The following is an 18,578-nucleotide window of genomic DNA, read 5'->3' as shown; positions in this document are numbered from 1 at the left end:
TTTTATATTTAGTATAGTATTTTTTTTGTATATTTATGTAACGGCTTTTAACTATCCACTTTTTCCCATATCATGTTAAAATTAACTATGATTTTTTTAGGATAACATCTCCCAAAATGGTTAAATTAATTATTGCGGAGGTGATATTGATGGCTAACAAATCACAACAACCTAACAAAACTGCTGCTGGAACAAATGTTCAAGAAGTAAAAAAACAAAACCAAAAAGCAGCTCAAGGACAAGGTCAATTTGGAACTGAATTTGCATCTGAAACAAATGCACAAGAAGTGAAAAAACAAAACCAAAAGTCTCAACAAAATAAGAAATAGTTTATCTACCCCGTTTTTTTTCTGACTCAGAAAAGAGCTTTCTTCTCCCAAGAAAGCTCTTTTTTTTGTTTTATAAGTTTTGTTTGAAAATTTGCTTAATTAGAAATAAAGTCGACAAAGAACTCAAGCGCCATCGAAAATAAAAGAAAATTTTCGATGGCGATGTATTTTCAGGGTAGCTTTCCTTATCCTGTTGCAAAGTCCAGGCACGCCAGTTTTGAGGACCGGACTTGCGTGCGATGTGTTGACTTCTGCATTGTCCACAGGACGTGGACGGTTTTAGTAGAAGTTCCTCTATGTCTTTCATACGTGAGGACCGGAAAAACCGAGTAACGAAGAGATTCGCCACTTATCATTTGGTGACTATTTAACATCCTCTTTAAATGATGCCAAAGTGAGCTTGTTCCTTTATCTTTAACACGGTTGCCATTATAATGTAAAAAAAGGACGAGGGAAGTAAACAGAAAGGAAGATAAGATGGCTGGCCCCGAAACAGGTTCGAAAATTCAAATTAAGAGCTACAAGCATAATGGACAACTACACCGAGTTTGGGAAAATTGCCTTGTCTTGAAGCGGACGGAAGATGAAGTAATTGGTGCGAATGACAAGACCAATGTAGTTGAAAGTGATGGGAGAACATGGGTCACAAGGGAACCTGCAATTTGTTATTTTCATGCGAAGTATTGGTTTAATATTATAGGAATGTTACGTAATGATGGAATTCACTATTATTGTAATATTAGTTCTCCATTTGTCTACGATGATGAAGCTTTAAAATATATTGATTATGATTTAGATGTAAAAGTATTTCCAGACATGACTTATAATTTATTAGATGAAGATGAGTATGCTGAACATAAGGAACAAATGGATTATCCAGTTGTATTAGACCAAATTTTGTACAAGCATATGGATTATTTACTTAGGTGGGTACATCAAAGAAAAGGGCCATTCTCACCCGAGTTTGTTGATGAATGGTATGAACGGTTTCTGACTTATAGATAATAAAGGCGTGCAACTGAGATAGTATATGAATGGGAAACCTTGTTACAAACGTAGCAAGGGTTTTTCTTGCACGTAAGGAAAGTAAATAAGTTTGGCTGTTTTCGTAAAGAATGTTGCTTTTGAGAGAGTGGCTTTAAAATGCGACATAACTAAAAATCATGTTTGGTGCCCTACGACCGCTGCGGAAAAACACTACGCTTTCCGCGGGCTCGCGATGAGCCTCCTCGATCGCAAAGACCGCTCACTGCGGGGTCTCATCGTCTTCGCTGTTCCCGCAGGAGTCTCCGTGTTTTTCCTCCGATGCAGTTGGTGTCCAATAATGAAACGATCGTAACCAATTTATTGATTAGAGCATGATTTCCACTATTATGGAAGTTGTTTGGAGCGGAGGACCGTTGACTCCTGCGGGAACAGCACGTGTCTGAAGACCCCGCAGAGTGGGTTTCTCGAGGAGGCTGAAGCCGTGCCCGCGGAAAGCAACGATCCGCAGCGGAAAACAACCAGCAGTTACATCGTAATGTATTTCCGGAGCGGCATATTATGTCATAGTTTATATCAACTATGAAGATGAAAAAGCAACAATGCGTACGAGAACAGCCATAAGTTTTAAGGGAAACGCCGGTATAAGAAAAACGTGCAGTAAAGAAATAATAGTAAATAGATGAGGTAGATATAAAAATGAGTAGTGTAAAGCAATACATGCAATTTGTTAAACCTTACCGCTGGAAAATAGTTTGGACAATTTTAATAGGTATAATTAAGTTTGCAATTCCACTTTTAATGCCATTAATTTTAAAATATATAATTGATGATATTATTAATGCAGAAAATATGAGTGATGGTGCGAAAACAAGTGAACTGCTTTGGATTATGGGTGGAGCATTCGTTATTTTCTTGATTTTACGTCCACCAGTTGAATACATTCGACAATATTTAGCGCAATGGGTAGGCAACAAAATCCTCTTTGACATAAGGGATAGACTGTTCGATCACATTCAAAAATTAAGTTTGCGATTTTACTCGCAGACAAAAACCGGCGAAATTATTTCCCGGGTAATACATGATGTCGAACAAACAAAAAATTTCGTGCTTACAGGATTAATGAATATATGGTTAGACATAATAACCATTTTAATTGCAATAACTATCATGATGACAATGAATGTAGGATTAACCCTTGTTTCCATTATTTTATTTCCTTTCTTTGGATTCTCAATTAAATACTTTTATGGTAGATTACGCCGTTTGACCCGTGATCGTTCGCAAGCTTTAGCAGAGGTTCAGGGCCATCTCCATGAACGGGTTCAAGGTGTCCCAGTAACAAGAAGCTTTGCACTCGAGGAGTATGAGCAAGGCCAATTTAATAAACGAAATGAAACCTTTTTAGATAGAGCGCTTAAACATACAAATTGGAATGCAAAAACATTTGCAGTTACAAATACAATTACTGATTTGGCACCACTGTTGGTTATTGCTTATGCAGGCTATCAAGTCATTAATGGTGGATTATCGGTTGGTACTATGGTGGCATTCGTTGCTTATATGGAACGTGTCTATAGTCCTTTACGTCGATTAATTAATTCATCAACCGTTTTGACGCAATCCATCGCATCTATTGACCGTGTATTTGAATTTTTAAATGAAAAGTATGATATTGTCGATAAAAAAGGTGCGAAAGCTATAACTGGTGTAGAAGGTAATGTAGATATTGATAATATTTCCTTCCGTTACGATGAGGATGAACCTGATGTGCTCAAAAATGTGTCACTCCAAGTGAAAAAGGGTGAGACCATAGCCCTAGTAGGTATGAGTGGTGGTGGTAAGTCCACATTAATTAGTTTAATACCGCGTTTTTACGATGTTACAAAAGGATCGATAAAAATTGATGGAACGGATATACGTGATGTGAAAGCTCGTTCACTCAGGGACAATATCGGAATGGTACTCCAAGATAATACGTTATTCAGTGAATCCATTTCGATGAACATTCGAATGGGTAATCCTGATGCTACAGATGAAGAAGTGATAACTGCTGCTAAAGCAGCGAATGCACATGACTTTATCACAGATTTAGTACATGGATATGACACATTAGTTGGAGAACGTGGAGTGAAATTATCTGGAGGACAGAAACAACGTATTGCAATTGCTCGTGTATTTCTAAAAAATCCACCAATATTAATTTTTGATGAAGCAACTTCAGCGCTTGATTTGGAAAGTGAGCATACAATTCAAGAAGCACTGGAAAAATTGGCTTCAGATCGAACAACTTTTATCGTCGCACATAGATTAGCGACAATTACGCATGCAGATAGAATAGTTGTTGTTGTTGGTGGCGAAATCAGGGAAAGTGGATCTCATGAAGAACTAATGAAAAAACAAGGGAGCTACTATAATTTATATCAAGTACAAAATTTAGACCAGCCCGATTTAGCAAAAGGGTAATGTTCAGGTCAAAATGCTGATGCTTGCATTATAAGTTGTTACAGATTCTCCGTCCAAAGTACGTAAAAAAGGTTTCCTGCTGACAAAGCAGGAAACCCTTTTTTCATTTAAGCCATTTTACGAAACGCGTAATCAACTGCTTCAATTGTTGTATCAATATCTTCTTGGGTATGTTCGGTTGTTAAGAACCATGCTTCATACTTGGATGGTGCTAAATTTACACCTTGCTCTAACATTAACTTGAAGAACCGTGCAAAAGCTTCGCCATCACTTGCTTCTGCTTGGTCATAATTTGTGATAGTACCTTCACCAAAATAAAGAGTAAGTGCGCCACATAACCGGTTCAAGGAAATGGCTACTCCATGATTACTAGCTTTTTCTAAAATTCCCTTTTCAAGTTTAGCACCGAGTTTATCTAACATTTCATATACGCCTTCCTGTTGTAGCACTTCCAAGCATGCAATACCCGATGCCATTGAAGCTGGGTTACCAGCCATTGTTCCTGCTTGATAGGCAGGTCCGAGTGGAGCAACCTGTTCCATAATATCAAGTTTCCCACCATATGCACCAATAGGCAGACCACCACCGATAATCTTACCCATTGCTGTCATATCCGGTTCAACACCATAGACTTGTTGAGCACTACCATAAGTGAAGCGAAAAGCGGTGATCACTTCATCATAGATAACTAATGCACCGGCATTATGTGTAATATCGTTCACAGCTTGCAGAAATCCGGCGTGCGGTTCAACGATTCCAAAGTTACCAACAATCGGTTCAACCAAAACAGCTGCAATTTCATCACTCCAATGATCTATTGCTTTTTCAAATGCCTCAAGGTCGTTGAAAGGAACTGTTATGACATCTTCAGCCACTGCTTTTGGAATACCGGCGGAATCTGGTGTTCCAAGTGTCGCTGGACCAGATCCGGCCTGTACTAAAACTGCATCAAAGTGACCATGATAACAGCCGGCAAATTTAATAACCTTCGTACGGTTTGTATAAGCACGTGCTACTCGAATTGTCGTCATTACTGCTTCTGTCCCTGAATTGGTAAATCGGACTTTTTCCAATGACGGAATTGCAGATTTAAGCATTTTTGCGAATGTATTTTCAAGTTTTGTCGGTGTGCCATATAAGACACCATTTGTTGCTGCATATGAAATTGCTTTTGCGATATGTGGGTGGGCATGCCCAGTAATAATTGGTCCGTAAGCAGCTAAATAGTCAATATATTTATTGCCATCAACATCCCAGAAGTAGGCACCTTGCGCGCGTTCCATATATACAGGTGCACCACCGCCGACCGCTTTATATGCACGAGATGGCGAATTAACACCTCCAACTATATGCTGTAAGGCTTCTTCATGTAAGTCGTGTGATTTAGAGTAAGATTTCAATTGTTTAGCCTCCTAAATTGTGGAAAAAATTACATGACTTTTTTTAGCTTGGATGTATATATATTTCGAATAAAAATAAAGTTAACTACGTGCACAATGAAGAAAATCGTAATAATAACAGCACTTGGTAAAAGTATTGATGAAATTAACATATTTTGCAGTGCCTTAAACGCAAACCCAGCGTGAACAACAGCTACTAAAAAAGGTATAAAAAATAAATAAGCCAATTGTTTAGTTACTATTTTTTCCATTTCATTATCGGTTAATCCAATACGATATAAAGAATGAAAATGATGTAAGTCTTTATCGATGTCTTGATACATTCGAAAATATAAAATAGAACCAGCTGCCAAAAAGAATAGAACACTAATAAATATACCAAAAAAGAAGAGAAATGACATTCCCTGCTTCATAGAAATATAGAAATCTGCCTGAGAATCTGGAAATACATATTCATTATCTACATGGTTTAACAACTCTTCAATGTCTTCGGCGTGGGTAGTCCAATTGGGAATTTCCATGACATAGTTATAATAGATTTCATCACGATCAGCTTCTTGATAAAAGTTCCAATAGGCATCATCGGGGACGACGGCTGAAAAGGGTGTATAAATACTCCCATTTAGTGTTGCATTAGCGGTCTTTACTTTGAATTTTTCTTCTACGTTATTGGATTTTAGTGTGAATGCTTTCGGTACATCGTCGTCACCTCGTAAAACAAAATCTTCTATTAGCACAACAGCTTCATTTTTGTGCAAATTGAATGTAACCTTCTCATTTTGGAGTGCCATCATCTTTTTATAATCTGAAAAGGAATAAATTAATAGTGGTGTATCGTTCCAATCTTTTTTATCAGAATATGCGTTTGCTTGCGTAGAAAAGACAGTTGTTGCATCATATGGAATGCCTTGTTCTTTGAATTCTTTCTCCACATAAGCAACCTCTGCTTCAAAAGCATTTATATTATCTAAACCCTGAGTAGTTAGGGAAACGTCTTGCGGGACAAATCGCTCTGATTCCACTTCAGCACTCTGAAACAAACCATACAAAACACCAGATGACGTAAATGCTACTGCACTTAAAATTGCAACAAAAAATAATAGACGGGCATTGTCTTTAAGCTTAAATGTTAAGTCAGATACAGTTAATAAATTTAATCTTTTAAAGTAATAGCTTTTCTTTCTTTTCAATATAGTTACAAATGCAATACTACATTGGGTGAATAGAAAATAAGTACCTGGAACAATCAAAACTAGAATTGGTAGCATACGAATAAAAATCGACATGATATCTGCTGTATACGCCAGATAATAGGCACTCCCAATCGCAAGTAACGATATACAGCTTAATATCCATGAAAATTTAGGTGTTTTTTTAGGAGCCTTTGCACCGCGAAACATTTCCATGACTGATTTAGTTCGTATTGTCCAAACTACTGCTAATGAGTTAAGTTCAAACATAATAAAAAATAAAATAGCCGTAATGCCAACTGCTTTTAGGGATAGATAAAATGGAAGAATTTCATCAAGCCCTAAAGTTTGGGAAAATACCATTAAAAAGAGTTTTGTAAGAAGGGCACCAAGTAATAAGCCTGTAATGATGGATACAATTCCAATAATCGTGTTTTCAAGAATTAGCATACGGTTTAATTGTGATTTGGTAATCCCAAGTGTAGTTAACAGTCCATATTCTTTCTTCCTTGAATTGATGAAAGATCCAGTTGAGTATAAAACAAACAAAAAAGAGAAAACGTAAATAATTCCTTCTGTCATGAGAATTCCACGCTCTACAGTTTGTCGGAATTCTGTTCCATCTATATCAGGATGAAAAATAATAACGGCATACATAAAGAAAACCGTTACAGCAAACATACAACTTAAATAGTAACTTAAATATTGCCGTTTGTTTCGTCGTACATTATTAAATGCGAACTGTTTGAAAGTCATCTGTATTTCCTCCCAATAAGGATTGCACATTTAATATATCCTGGAAAAATGCTTGTCGGTTGTCACCTCGATGAATTTCATTAAATAATTTACCGTCTTTGATGAAAATAATCCGTTCACAGAAGCTAGCCGCGAATGGGTCGTGTGTAACCATAATGGTTGTAGTATCCTGTGATTGATTCAAGTCTTTTAATGATTCCATGACACCTAAGGATGACTTTGAGTCCAAATTACCTGTTGGTTCATCTGCAAAGATAACCGTTGGGTCATGGATAATCGCCCGAGCAATTGCTGCACGTTGAAGTTGCCCACCGGAAACCTCAAAGGTGCGTTTATGGATGATTGCATCAATCCCGAGCTGTTTCGTAACAATTACTAGTTTTTTCTCCATAACGTTCACTTTCGCGCCTTGAAGTGTTAACGGCAGTACTATATTCTCACCAATAGTGAGCGTATCTAACAGATTGTAGTCTTGAAAGATAAAGCCCATTTCCTTCCGGCGGAACTTTGCTAGTTTATTCTTGGATAGGCCAGTTACTTTTTCATTATTTATTTCTATTTTTCCTGATGTTGGTGTATCAATTGTTGATAATAGGTTCAATAAGGTTGTTTTTCCGCTCCCAGATGGTCCCATGATCCCAAGAAGTTCTGCTTGATCAACGGAAAGATTAAACCGATCTATTGCTTCAAATTGAGCACCACGTCTACTACCATACATTTTGGATAAATTATCAGCTACTAAAACTGCCATTGCTATACCTCCAGATATTGTCCGCTATAAACCCTGAATAGGGAAAGGACCAATCTCTTTATCTTTCATAAAGCTTATTAAATCTTAGGGTGGGTAAATCTCACGGAAATTGTTGTCCCGATGTTTTGCTCCGAATCAACTGAAATGACATGTCCCAATTCCCTACATATTTCTTTTGATAAATAAAGTCCCATTCCTGTTGATTCTTGAAACGTTCGTCCATTTTGACCAGTGAAAAAAGGATCAAAGACACGACTAATATCTTGTGTTGGTATACCATGGCCATGGTCTTCAATTTGTAATATCACTGATTGATCTTTTTCTAAAGCACGGAAAAATATTTTATCAGCGGATCCTTTTGAATATTTAATTGCGTTTGATATTATTTGATGCAGTACAAACCGAAACCACTTAGAATCTGTTGCAACCACAAATGATTCATCGATTGATTGTTCCGGAAATACGTGGTTTCGGATAAAACTGGACTTAAACTCTTGAATGGATTCGGTTACGATTGTACGCAACCAGATCTTCTCTACATGGAAATCACGTTCGAATTTTTGAAGGCGTGATTGATATAAAGCAAGATCCAAGCCTTGCTGCAGACGCTCCATTTCTTCATACATACTAGAGGTGAAAGGTTCGGGCAGGTTTAATTTTTCTTTCTGCATGGTAAGGTGCATGATAGAAACTGGTGTTTTCATTTGATGAACCCATTGCTGAATAAAATCGATTTCGAGCTGCTTTTGTTGTTCCAATAGCTCAATTTTTTCATGATAAATGCTATATTGTTTGTCATGTTGATTCCGCACATTTCTTAGTAAATGGTTGGTCGGTTCAGGAAACCATGCGTGTTCACTATCTGCTTCTTCTAGTTGGTAAAAGTCACGTTGCTGTAAGTACTGGTAAATGAGAAATGCCAAGAAAAAGCATGTTGGTAATAAAAATAAATAAAAAATAATTCCAGGGCTAAGCGGTGCATCAGCCAACGTCGCGGCAAGCTGGGCGATAATAATGATAAGAGTCATTTGGGAATAAAAAAATAGGATATATCCTATTTGATCTAGTATAAACTTTTTCATAACGTACTACTCCATGTGTTGAAAAATTTATACCCAGCACCCCGAACTGTTTGAATGCAATTCTTAATACCAATGTCCTCAAGCTTTTTGCGGATTCGGGTAATGTTGACAGATAGGGTGTTGTCATCTACAAAGTGTTCATCATCCCACAATATTTCTAATAAATGTGTGCGCGATAAAACCTGATTTTCGTGTTCGATAAATTCTTTTAACAAGATAAATTCATTTTTTGTTAATGCTACAGTCGAATCCTGGAACTCAATTTCCATCGACGTTAAATGTAAAGTGAATTGATTAATTTCAATAAAATCAACCTGTCTAGTAACTGCGTACTCCCCGTATATACGGCGTATAATGCTTTTAATTTTAGCTTGTACAACATCAAAGTTAAATGGTTTTGTAATATAGTCATCACCACCATTTTCCATTGCCATAACCTGATCCATTCCAGAATCACGCGCTGACAGAAAAACAATTGGACAATTAGAGATACTTCTTATTTTTCTACACCAATAAAAACCATCATAACGAGGTAGATTAATGTCCAGCAACACAAGGTGTGGATCATTCTCCCTGAATTCTTCCATGACTTTATCAAATACTTCAACAATCGTAACTTTATACTCATACTTTTCCAGATAGTCTTTTAACAAATTCGCTATTTTAGGATCATCCTCGATTAAATAAATCCGCTTCATATCTGTACACCACCATTAATTTTCTACTTTTATCCTACCTTAGTTTTTCAAAAAAATAAATGACATAGACCACTTGGACAAGGCGTAAGGTAATAATAAAGAGGGGATAGTATGTCAATTGTTTCATGGGTATTTGTTGCTTTAGTGAGCGTAACGATGATTGGTAGTATTGTCTACTTTATAAGACGTGGTAATAACAATGAGCGAAGTTTCTCAATGGATATATTCTTTACACTGCTTGTGGTATATAGTATTGTCATTATTGGCTTTGCACTGATCTACTTTATTCTTTCATTTAACAGGATTTTATTGGTAGAAGGCGGGGAGCTTAGACAAGTGAACGTGCTAGGAACTTTAATACACTCTGCTTACTTTAGTGGCGTTACTATGTTAACAATTGGATATGGTGATATAACACCAGTTGGGTATGGGCGCCTGATTGCCCTGATCCAAGCATTAATCGGATATATTTTACCCACGGCATTTGTTCTTCGCTTAGTACAAAATAAACAAGATGATTAAGCTGATGAGGAAACTATGCTATAGTAGAAATAGTTGAAAAACTCGTTTGGAGGGGTATAAATGACAGTGGAAACAGGCAAATTAGCACCAACATTTACACTACCAAATCAAGAAGGTGAAAGTGTAAGTTTAGCCGATTTTAAAGATAAGCATGTTGTGTTGTATTTTTATCCAAAAGATATGACTCCGGGCTGTACAACTGAAGCATGTGACTTCCGTGATCAACACGCGAGTTTCCGGGATCTTGACACCGTAATTATTGGGGTAAGTCCAGATCCAGTTGATCGTCATCAACAATTCATTGATAAACATGAGCTACCATTTTTATTGTTAGCTGACGAGGATCATCAAGTAGCTGATGACTATGGGGTATGGAAGCTGAAAAATAAATTTGGTAAGGAATATTATGGTATCGAACGCTCAACATTTATCATCGATAAAGAAGGTACGCTGCAAAAAGAGTATCGCAAAGTAAGTGTAAAAGGACATGTGGAAGACGCACTAACATTTATTCGTGAAAACTTATAGTGTGTGTTCAAAAAGTTCGATAAAAATTCGATGCATCATTTTTATCGGACTTTTTTGAACAACCTCTTACAGGTAGGGAAAGGCAGTCCAAAAGGTTGAGTGGACTGTCTTGTTATTTTGATTAAACAGGGAGGTACATATATGCAAGATCCTAGGCTAGCAAAACTAGCTCACCAATTGCTAACCCATTCCTTAACAATGAAGGAAAATGAAACCGTTTTAATCTCTGGAAGCGTTAATTCTAAACCATTAATAAAAGAGTTAATCAAAGCTTCTTATGACCTCAAAATTATTCCACATGTGGAATATACGGATGATGAGATATCCAGACTTTTATTGACAAATGCTCAAAAAGACCAGCTTGCCGCTGTAAACAAGTGGAACTTATATAAATTTAAGGATATTGATGGCTTTGTCCAAATTGTGGGCGAAGAAAATGATGCAGAATTAGTTGGAGTGCCACAAGCGCAATTTCAACTAGCAGGAGAAGAAATGAAAGCTTCAAGCGATTTCTTAGTAGATGAACGGAAATGGGTTTTGCTTAACTATCCAACCAATGGATTTGCCCAAAAAGCAAAGATGAGTTATGACGATTTTTATAATTATTACATTGACGTCTGTTCGATAGATTACAAGAGAATGGAAAAAGCGCAACTTGCCTTGAAAAGTTTAATGGAACAAACAGACAAGGTACATATTACCGCCCCAGGAACTGATTTATCATTTTCAATAGAAGAAGTTCCAGCAGTCATGTGTGCAGGAGAGTTCAATATTCCTGATGGAGAAGTGTATACGGCACCAGTAAAGAATACTGTTAACGGAACCATCGCTTACAACACACCATGTCCCTATCAAGGAAATGTTTTTCATGATGTTGAACTAACTTTTAAAGCTGGAAAAATTATTGCGGCAACTTCAGATAAAACAGACGAATTAAATGCTATTTTAGATACAGATGATGGTGCTAGGTTCATTGGTGAGTTCGCGATTGGTTTAAATCCCAAAATCACCGAACCAATGGGTGATATTTTATTCGATGAAAAAATTGCAGGTAGTTTACATTTTACTCCAGGTGCTGCGTATGATGATGCCGATAATGGAAATGATTCGTCAGTGCACTGGGATATGGTCCTTATTCAACGCCAAGAATATGGTGGAGGAAAAATATATTTTGATGACGTATTAATACGTGATAATGGTATATTTGTATTAGATGAGTTAAAAGTATTAAACCCAGAAAACTTGTTGTAAATTTGATGGCATTAGGAGGAATGGAAGTTGGATAACCTTTTTTCAGCAAAAGTTTCAGTAAAGCATCAAAATGAATTGAAAGAAAAGTTTCCAGATGAAGCGTTTATATTTTGTGACAACATGGACCACGCTAAAAGCCATTTAGTGGATGCTGAAGTACTTGTGACGTATGGTGAAGACTTAACAGATGAGTTGGTTGAGCAAGCGAAAAAACTAAAGTGGATAATGGTTCTTTCTGCAGGTATAGATCGAATGCCGTTTGCAGCAATTGGAGAGAAAGATATACTGGTAACAAATGCTCGGGGAATACATAAAGTTCCAATGGCTGAGTATGCTATTTCGAGCATTTTGCAGGTCTCAAGACAAACAAAGCAGCTGATTGAAAATGAAAATAACCATACATGGAATCGTGGCCTTCGGATGCAAGAAATTACGGGGAAGACGATTCTAATTGCAGGTACAGGAGCGATTGGTCAAGAGGTTGCTCGATTGGCGCAAGCATTTCAAATGAAAACATATGGTGTTTCTAAGAGTGGAAGAGCTGTCAAATATTTCGATAAGAATGTGACACAGGATGATATGGAAACATTATTACCAGAAGCGGATTTTGTTGTATCAGTTCTACCAGGTACACCAGAAACCAAGAACTTTTTCACGGATGAACACTTCAAATTATTGCCGGATGATTCTATTTTCCTTAATATGGGGAGGGGAAATGCTGTCAGTGGCGCGGTGTTATCAAAAGCAATTCAAACAAAGCAAATTGCCCATGCAATCTTGGACGTTTTTGAAGAAGAACCACTTCCAGCAGATCACCCGTTTTGGGAGGAAGAAAGTATTACCATTACACCACATTTATCTGGGATTTCGCCTCACTATCAAACACGTGCATTAGAAATTTTTGGACAAAACCTTCATACTTATAAACAAAATGAAGCAGCATTTATAAATAAGATTGATATTACTAGGGGGTATTAACCATGCGGATTTACACAAGATCAGGCGATAAAGGAAAAACTTCATTAATTTATGGTCAACGCGTACCTAAAAATGATTTACGTGTTCAAGCATATGGAACATGTGATGAAACAAATTCGATGATTGGTTTAGCATTAAGCTTTTTGGAGAACGAGGAATGGGACGAAAAGGAAGCATTCTTGAAAACCATGCATCGTATACAAACAATTCTTTTTCATGTTGGAGCAGAATTAGCTACACCAAGTGACAAAGAGGTAAGCTGGAAATTAAAAAAAGAATACATTGAGGAATTAGAATCCCAAATTGACGAATGGGATAAAGATCTTGCACCATTGAAAAATTTCATTTTACCATCAGGCCATAGTGCTTCGAGTGCGTTACATACAGCACGGACAGTCGCGAGAAGAGCAGAACGAACTGCAGTGGGACTCGAAGATGAATTAGCAAATCTACTAGTGGTTTCTTATTTGAATCGACTTTCTGACTTCTTATTTGTTGCTGCGCGCTACGTAAACCATCGCTTAGGTGGAGAAGAAATTCCATTACAGGCTGACGTGTAGAATTCAGAAAAGTGGACGGAATTGGTGCTAATCGTGAGCTCTTGATCATATACTTTTATTGACAGATAGGCATTATAGCAGGTACACTAATTATAGTTATTATAATGTAATAATTGTATTAGAATTGTAAATATATAAATGAAAGTGAGGTGCATGACGGTGTCTGAACGAAAACTCAACGAAGCGATTGACACATTAAAAGAATCAGGCGTACGGATTACACCACAACGTCATGCGGTTCTTGAATTTCTTCTTAATTCCATGATACACCCAACAGCAGATGATATATATAAAGCACTTGAAGGAAAATTTCCCAATATGAGTGTTGCTACCGTATACAACAATCTTCGTGTACTGCGAGAAATCGGACTTGTGAGAGAATTGACCTATGGTGACGCATCGAGTAGGTTTGACTGTAATACGTCAGATCACTATCACATCATTTGTGATTCATGCGGAAAAATAGTTGACTTTCATTATCCGCCACTGGACGAAGTGGAATCACTTGCTGAACAGGTGACTGGATTTGAAGTAAGTCATCACCGAATGGAAATTTATGGTAAATGCGAAGCCTGTCAAAAAGTAGAGACGCAAAAACACTAATATAATTATTGAAACCCAGCAAACCATTGAGGCTTGCTGGGTTTTTGTGTGTGCTAGATAAAACGGAATGAACGTTGAAATATCGAGTCGAGCGTTGATAAATCGATGTAATAAAATTAAGGATTGAAAGTCACTTCAACAGGAACCCACTCGCGGACACTATTAATGAACCAGACACATTCACAATCTTTCAATTCGTCTACACGAATAACGCGCTCTTCCACTTCACCAGAATCCACTAACTCTTTTCGGAAAGTACCACTTAACAGTCCACACATGATTGGTGGTGTGAATAATTCTCCGTCTATTTGTACCACAACATTTCCACCAGTAAATTCGGTCACTTCATTTTTTTCATTATATAATAGTACATCATAAACGTCTGGGTAACTGGACCTTGCATTTTCATAAACAGCTCGGTTTGTGGTCTTGTGATAAAGAAAAATGTCATCGCTTGAAACTGGATTGTCAGCAAGCGTCACGGTTACTTCACCAACTGGGTTTTCAGAAATTTGTTTTGCCTCACACTTGAACTGCCCATCTTTTTGAACAAGCAAGCGGACTTTCCACTTTCTTTGGATGTGTTTAGAAGCAATATCGCCTAATTTTTTTTGGATCGCATACAAGTCAATTGAAAAATCAAAGTAACGTGCAGATTTTTCGAGTCGATCCATGTGGTTTTCCAATACCAAATACTTTCCATTTACCAAACCGATAGATTCAAGTAATTGAAACACCGGTTGCTTTCGCTTCAACAAAGCAGCCTTCGTTAAAATTTCATCATACTCTCCATCACTAGTGGATTCCCATGTTACACCACCGCCAACTCCATAAGTTGCCGCACCATCTTCATGATCGATCGTCACAGTTCGGATGGGTACATTGAAAATAGCTTCGTTGTCAGGTGTCATATATCCAATGGCACCACAGTAAACGCCGCGTGGGGAAGATTCTAATTCCTGTATAATCCTCATTGTGCTAATCTTAGGAGCGCCAGTAATCGATCCACAGGGAAATAATGCTTTGAATACATCTGTTATAGAAGTCTTCTCTTCACTAGTACCGGTTACAGTAGACGTCATTTGGTAGACGGTTGGGTATTTTTCAATTGAGAATAATTCAGGAACTTGGACACTGCCTGGCTTAGCTAGGGTTCCGAGATCATTACGCAACAAATCTACTATCATTACATTTTCTGCCTGATTTTTTTCAGACTGGGTTAACCATGTCGCCTTCTCACAATCTTCTTCATAAGTCCTGCCACGTTTTACAGTACCCTTCATCGGACGTGTCATAATTTTTTTATTACTCTTTTGAAAAAATAACTCTGGGGAAGCAGACAAAATAGTATGATCTTCTGTCTGGATATAGGCGCTATAATTAGCAGATTGTGCCTTGGCCAGCTGTTGGTAATACGCTTTTGCATCACCGCTAAAGGAAGAGTCCAAACGAATCGTGTAATTAACCTGATATGTATCACCTTGCTCGATATATCTTTTAATATTTTCTATGTTTGTTTGGTAAACGTTAGCAGTTTCTGAAGCTGTCCACTCATTAATAGAAAAGTTTCCTGTTCTCTGCAACATTTCATGTATTGGCTCTTTAAAAACTCCAAACCAAAGAAGCGGCATATTTCCACCGCTGTTCACACGAAACTCTGGATCAAATGCAGGTGCAGCTTCGTACGCTACATAGCCAGCAGCATAGTACCCATCATCAACAAATTGCTGGATCTTTTCAAGACATGGAAGCACGTCAGCTATGGATGTAGCGCAAATTAGTTCAACTGGATCTTTGAACGTCATAGGTTTCCTGACTCCTTGAGTATCCTTGAAGTTAAAAAACATCTCGGTTTTTTGTGCCTGGTTCATTGATTCACTGCCTCCTTTTTTAGAAAGAAATTATTCAAGAGGGCAAGTCCATCTTTAGTCAGTATAGCTTCCGGATGAGCTTGAATCCCTTCTACAGGATAGACTTTATGACGAATAGCCATGATTTCTCCCTCGTTTGTCGAAGCAGTTACCATTAAACATTCTGGTAATGTAGTAGGTTTAACAACCAATGAATGATACCGTGTTACGGAGAGTGGATTTTGTAATCCTTGAAACAATCCTTCGCCATCGTGGTTAATGGAAGAAACCTTACCATGCATTGGACTTTTTGCTTTTATTATTTCCCCACCAAATGCCTGCGCTATTGTCTGATGTCCCAGACAAACGCCCAGAAGCGGAATTTTGGCATGCAGTTTTGTAACAACATCAAGTGAAATTCCGGCGTTAGATGGGTTTCCAGGTCCAGGCGAAATCAATATATGGGAAGGACCCATGTATTCAATTTCTTCTATTGTAACCTTATTATTTCGAACAACACATACTTCTTTATTTAATTGCTTTATATATTGAACTAAATTAAAGGTGAATGAATCATAATTATCAATAACAAGAATCACTACATGTACCTCTTTTCATAATGAATAATCTATATGTTTATTAGAAGGGAATTAAGAAAAGCGCAAGCGAACCGATGTTGACTTATCGCACGGAGGTGAAGGAAGTCCACTACAGCTTTAGAATAATCTTATACTTATCTTTAAAAAAAATCCGCCATGGTGACGGATTTAATCTTTATTGCTTTTTACTTTTTTATTAAATTCACGACGATGTTTACCTGTGTTATATTTTTCATCAAATTCTTTACCTTCTAAGTCTTTGTCTAGTGTGAGCGGCTGTTTACAGTGCATACATGCATCAACTCGTCCAAGCATTTTCGTCGGCTTATCGCAGTTTGGACAATTAATTGGAATTGCCTTCGTCGATAACATGCCAATCCAAAAATATACAACAGTACTAAAAATAACACATAGGATACCAATTATGAAAAGTGTAGCCATCAGCCACCCAATATCTCTTGTGAAAATTCCACCATACATAAACCCGAATCCTGCAAAAATTAAAAACAATGCAAAGGAACGAATTCGATTAATTTTACTTGAATAGACCAACTGTGCCATGTCAATCCTCCTTAAACTTTCCAAAACAGTATAGCATATCTTTATGCACTGTTGGAGTAAAAAAGATTCCAAGGAAATCAGTATGAGAAAACTAAGGCTTTTGCTATTAGGACTTCACGATAGACCAAATTATTCTTGAATTTTTTGTGACGGAAAAAGGAGTTTTACAGTGTCATATCGAATAGTAGAGAGTATAAAAAGATAATGGAGGAGTTTACTTAATGGAGGATTTATTACGACCTATATATCAGGAACGCGCAAGTGATCTAGATACATTAGGTATTCTATTAATAGAAAAAACAAAGCCCAACAGTCCACTAACAGATAATTTTGACGTTATCTTATTAATCATAGTAGATAATAATAATCAACCATGGCATGTAAAACACTATGAGTTTGATGATAAAACTGCTGCCATGCATGTGGTAAAGGAAGATTTATTGATGCAATGGATTGATACCAGTACTTACCGCCGTGCAGTAGAATGGGTTATATATGGGAAAGTAATATTTGACCGAAACGAGTATATTAGTAATTTAAAAGAACAACTAAGAAGCTTTCCATCAAGTAAGCGTGATTTACGTAAAGCAATTGAATTTGGCAAATTGGTTAAAAGCTACAGTGAAGCGAAGGATTTGTTTGAAACCTCACATTATAAGGATGCCTATAGTAGGATGATCCACTCGCTACACTACCTAGCACGACTAGCAGTCATTGAAAAAGGCTTTCACCCAGAGGTTACAGTTTGGAAACAAGTAAGACAGATTGATCCTGAAGTGTATAAATTGTATGAAGAGTTAATTCAAAGCAATGAAGAAATTGAAAAACGTGTTCAATTGATGATATTGGCAATTGATTTTGTAATTAGTAACCGAGCAAGGTATTCTGCAAAACATCTACTTGATATAATGATGGAAAGAGAAGTAAGTTGGTCATACAGTGAATTAAAGACTCATCCATTACTAATACCATACGGATTAGATCTTACAGCAATCGTATCTTATTTATCTGAAAAAGATATTATTAAAACTGAACGTGTAGAAACAAAAGGTGTTGGTGTTTATCAAAGAAAATACTTGGCAAATAACGTGGAATAAATGCAGCGTAGCCTACATCTGACTATTTGATAGTGGGCTACACGTATATAAAAGTAATTAATTGTAAATGATGTAAATCGTTAGTGGGTTAGGGTTTTACTGCGAATTAGGTTTATCTAGCCTTTTAGAAATAACATTTTAATTATAAATGTGTTTGACTTCTCCATTTAAGCATGGTAAAGTTAATTCTGTTGCAAAAATTCGTATGAATAAGGCAACAAAAAATAATAAAGATTAACAAACTTCCTGTTGACATGATAACAGTGATTATGGTAATCTATTAAAGTCGCTGTTTTGAGGCGATGCAAAATAATTCGATCCTTGAAAACTGAACAAAACAACCAAGTATGTAAGTAACGAAACAAAGCTAAGA

General features: G+C 37.0%; 18 protein-coding genes. 10 read left to right on the top strand and 8 right to left on the bottom strand.

What is annotated here, in order from left to right:
* Positions 1 to 149 precede the first annotated feature (149 nt).
* From AC3G7N_RS07395 to AC3G7N_RS07385, 3 genes are all read left to right on the top strand, one after another.
* On the top strand, positions 150 to 329 hold the full coding sequence (locus AC3G7N_RS07395; RefSeq protein WP_489421507.1) for a gamma-type small acid-soluble spore protein: 180 nt from the start codon (positions 150 to 152) through the stop codon (positions 327 to 329).
* Between the two features lie 477 nt (positions 330 to 806).
* Positions 807 to 1,334 (top strand): nucleoside tri-diphosphate phosphatase, encoded by a 528-nt coding sequence (gene ntdP, locus AC3G7N_RS07390; RefSeq protein WP_489421506.1) that lies wholly within the window; start codon positions 807 to 809, stop codon positions 1,332 to 1,334.
* 678 nt (positions 1,335 to 2,012) lie between these two features.
* Positions 2,013 to 3,779: an ABC transporter ATP-binding protein gene (locus AC3G7N_RS07385; RefSeq protein WP_489421505.1), complete on the top strand. Its 1,767-nt coding sequence runs from the start codon at positions 2,013 to 2,015 to the stop codon at positions 3,777 to 3,779.
* Between the two features lie 107 nt (positions 3,780 to 3,886).
* Here the strand turns inward: AC3G7N_RS07385 and AC3G7N_RS07380 are convergent, their stop codons facing one another.
* The 5 genes from AC3G7N_RS07380 to AC3G7N_RS07360 form a co-directional block, all read right to left on the bottom strand.
* Positions 3,887 to 5,179, bottom strand: coding sequence for a glutamate-1-semialdehyde 2,1-aminomutase (locus tag AC3G7N_RS07380; protein WP_489421504.1), 1,293 nt, complete (start codon positions 5,177 to 5,179; stop codon positions 3,887 to 3,889).
* A 29-nt stretch (positions 5,180 to 5,208) separates the two neighbouring features.
* Positions 5,209 to 7,125, bottom strand: coding sequence for an FtsX-like permease family protein (locus AC3G7N_RS07375; protein ID WP_489421503.1), 1,917 nt, complete (start codon positions 7,123 to 7,125; stop codon positions 5,209 to 5,211).
* Positions 7,100 to 7,876, bottom strand: a complete 777-nt coding sequence (locus tag AC3G7N_RS07370; RefSeq protein WP_489421502.1) for an ABC transporter ATP-binding protein — start codon at positions 7,874 to 7,876, stop codon at positions 7,100 to 7,102. The genes AC3G7N_RS07375 and AC3G7N_RS07370 overlap by 26 nt, the downstream gene beginning before the upstream one ends.
* 77 nt (positions 7,877 to 7,953) lie before the next feature.
* The gene (locus tag AC3G7N_RS07365) at positions 7,954 to 8,958 is read right to left on the bottom strand and encodes a sensor histidine kinase (RefSeq protein WP_489421501.1); all 1,005 of its coding nucleotides are present in this window, start codon (positions 8,956 to 8,958) and stop codon (positions 7,954 to 7,956) included.
* On the bottom strand, positions 8,955 to 9,656 hold the full coding sequence (locus AC3G7N_RS07360) for a response regulator transcription factor (protein WP_489421500.1): 702 nt from the start codon (positions 9,654 to 9,656) through the stop codon (positions 8,955 to 8,957). The genes AC3G7N_RS07365 and AC3G7N_RS07360 overlap by 4 nt, the downstream gene beginning before the upstream one ends.
* A gap of 111 nt (positions 9,657 to 9,767) precedes the next feature.
* On the opposite strand from AC3G7N_RS07360, the gene AC3G7N_RS07355 reads away from it, so the two are divergent.
* The 6 genes from AC3G7N_RS07355 to perR all read left to right on the top strand — a co-directional run bounded on the left by AC3G7N_RS07355 (position 9,768) and on the right by perR (position 14,098).
* Positions 9,768 to 10,178: an ion channel gene (locus AC3G7N_RS07355; RefSeq protein WP_489421499.1), complete on the top strand. Its 411-nt coding sequence runs from the start codon at positions 9,768 to 9,770 to the stop codon at positions 10,176 to 10,178.
* A gap of 60 nt (positions 10,179 to 10,238) precedes the next feature.
* Positions 10,239 to 10,706, top strand: a complete 468-nt coding sequence (gene bcp, locus AC3G7N_RS07350) for a thioredoxin-dependent thiol peroxidase (protein WP_489421498.1) — start codon at positions 10,239 to 10,241, stop codon at positions 10,704 to 10,706.
* A gap of 141 nt (positions 10,707 to 10,847) precedes the next feature.
* Positions 10,848 to 11,957, top strand: a complete 1,110-nt coding sequence (locus AC3G7N_RS07345; protein WP_489421497.1) for an aminopeptidase — start codon at positions 10,848 to 10,850, stop codon at positions 11,955 to 11,957.
* Positions 11,958 to 11,984: 27 nt separating this feature from the next.
* Entirely contained in the window at positions 11,985 to 12,935 is a 951-nt protein-coding gene (locus AC3G7N_RS07340) for a D-2-hydroxyacid dehydrogenase (protein WP_489421496.1), read from the top strand.
* Positions 12,936 to 12,937: 2 nt separating this feature from the next.
* Positions 12,938 to 13,495 (top strand): cob(I)yrinic acid a,c-diamide adenosyltransferase, encoded by a 558-nt coding sequence (locus tag AC3G7N_RS07335; protein ID WP_489421495.1) that lies wholly within the window; start codon positions 12,938 to 12,940, stop codon positions 13,493 to 13,495.
* A gap of 153 nt (positions 13,496 to 13,648) precedes the next feature.
* The gene (gene perR, locus AC3G7N_RS07330) at positions 13,649 to 14,098 is read left to right on the top strand and encodes a peroxide-responsive transcriptional repressor PerR (protein WP_489421494.1); all 450 of its coding nucleotides are present in this window, start codon (positions 13,649 to 13,651) and stop codon (positions 14,096 to 14,098) included.
* 116 nt (positions 14,099 to 14,214) lie between these two features.
* Here perR and pabB read toward each other — a convergent pair whose 3' ends face one another.
* The 3 genes from pabB to AC3G7N_RS07315 all read right to left on the bottom strand — a co-directional run bounded on the left by pabB (position 14,215) and on the right by AC3G7N_RS07315 (position 17,108).
* A complete protein-coding gene (gene pabB / locus AC3G7N_RS07325; RefSeq protein WP_489421493.1) occupies positions 14,215 to 15,903 on the bottom strand; it encodes an aminodeoxychorismate synthase component I in 1,689 nt (562 codons plus the stop codon).
* Positions 15,904 to 15,965: 62 nt separating this feature from the next.
* Entirely contained in the window at positions 15,966 to 16,547 is a 582-nt protein-coding gene (locus tag AC3G7N_RS07320) for an anthranilate synthase component II (RefSeq protein WP_489421492.1), read from the bottom strand.
* Between the two features lie 168 nt (positions 16,548 to 16,715).
* Complete coding sequence (locus AC3G7N_RS07315; protein ID WP_489421491.1) at positions 16,716 to 17,108, bottom strand: YgzB family protein; 393 nt, start codon at positions 17,106 to 17,108, stop codon at positions 16,716 to 16,718.
* A 221-nt stretch (positions 17,109 to 17,329) separates the two neighbouring features.
* Between AC3G7N_RS07315 and AC3G7N_RS07310 the strand changes: the two genes are divergently transcribed.
* Positions 17,330 to 18,205, top strand: a complete 876-nt coding sequence (locus AC3G7N_RS07310) for a nucleotidyltransferase-like protein (protein WP_489421490.1) — start codon at positions 17,330 to 17,332, stop codon at positions 18,203 to 18,205.
* Positions 18,206 to 18,578: the final 373 nt, after the last annotated feature.

This window comes from Virgibacillus carmonensis, assembly GCF_057836705.1.
This window is presented reverse-complemented; position numbering and strand designations above follow the sequence as displayed.

Bases quoted from the DNA above. Each gene is read 5' to 3' on its own strand.
- perR (WP_489421494.1), top strand. From the start codon at position 13,649: ATGACGGTGTCTGAACGAAAACTCAACGAAGCGATTGACACATTAAAA.
- bcp (WP_489421498.1), top strand. From the start codon at position 10,239: ATGACAGTGGAAACAGGCAAATTAGCACCAACATTTACACTACCAAAT.
- pabB (WP_489421493.1), bottom strand. From the start codon at position 15,903: ATGACGTTCAAAGATCCAGTTGAACTAATTTGCGCTACATCCATAGCT.
- AC3G7N_RS07335 (WP_489421495.1), top strand. From the start codon at position 12,938: ATGCGGATTTACACAAGATCAGGCGATAAAGGAAAAACTTCATTAATT.
- AC3G7N_RS07315 (WP_489421491.1), bottom strand. From the start codon at position 17,108: ATGGCACAGTTGGTCTATTCAAGTAAAATTAATCGAATTCGTTCCTTT.
- AC3G7N_RS07365 (WP_489421501.1), bottom strand. From the start codon at position 8,958: ATGAAAAAGTTTATACTAGATCAAATAGGATATATCCTATTTTTTTAT.
- AC3G7N_RS07375 (WP_489421503.1), bottom strand. From the start codon at position 7,125: ATGACTTTCAAACAGTTCGCATTTAATAATGTACGACGAAACAAACGG.
- AC3G7N_RS07310 (WP_489421490.1), top strand. From the start codon at position 17,330: ATGGAGGATTTATTACGACCTATATATCAGGAACGCGCAAGTGATCTA.
- AC3G7N_RS07345 (WP_489421497.1), top strand. From the start codon at position 10,848: ATGCAAGATCCTAGGCTAGCAAAACTAGCTCACCAATTGCTAACCCAT.
- ntdP (WP_489421506.1), top strand. From the start codon at position 807: ATGGCTGGCCCCGAAACAGGTTCGAAAATTCAAATTAAGAGCTACAAG.
- AC3G7N_RS07370 (WP_489421502.1), bottom strand. From the start codon at position 7,876: ATGGCAGTTTTAGTAGCTGATAATTTATCCAAAATGTATGGTAGTAGA.
- AC3G7N_RS07355 (WP_489421499.1), top strand. From the start codon at position 9,768: ATGTCAATTGTTTCATGGGTATTTGTTGCTTTAGTGAGCGTAACGATG.
- AC3G7N_RS07395 (WP_489421507.1), top strand. From the start codon at position 150: ATGGCTAACAAATCACAACAACCTAACAAAACTGCTGCTGGAACAAAT.
- AC3G7N_RS07385 (WP_489421505.1), top strand. From the start codon at position 2,013: ATGAGTAGTGTAAAGCAATACATGCAATTTGTTAAACCTTACCGCTGG.
- AC3G7N_RS07360 (WP_489421500.1), bottom strand. From the start codon at position 9,656: ATGAAGCGGATTTATTTAATCGAGGATGATCCTAAAATAGCGAATTTG.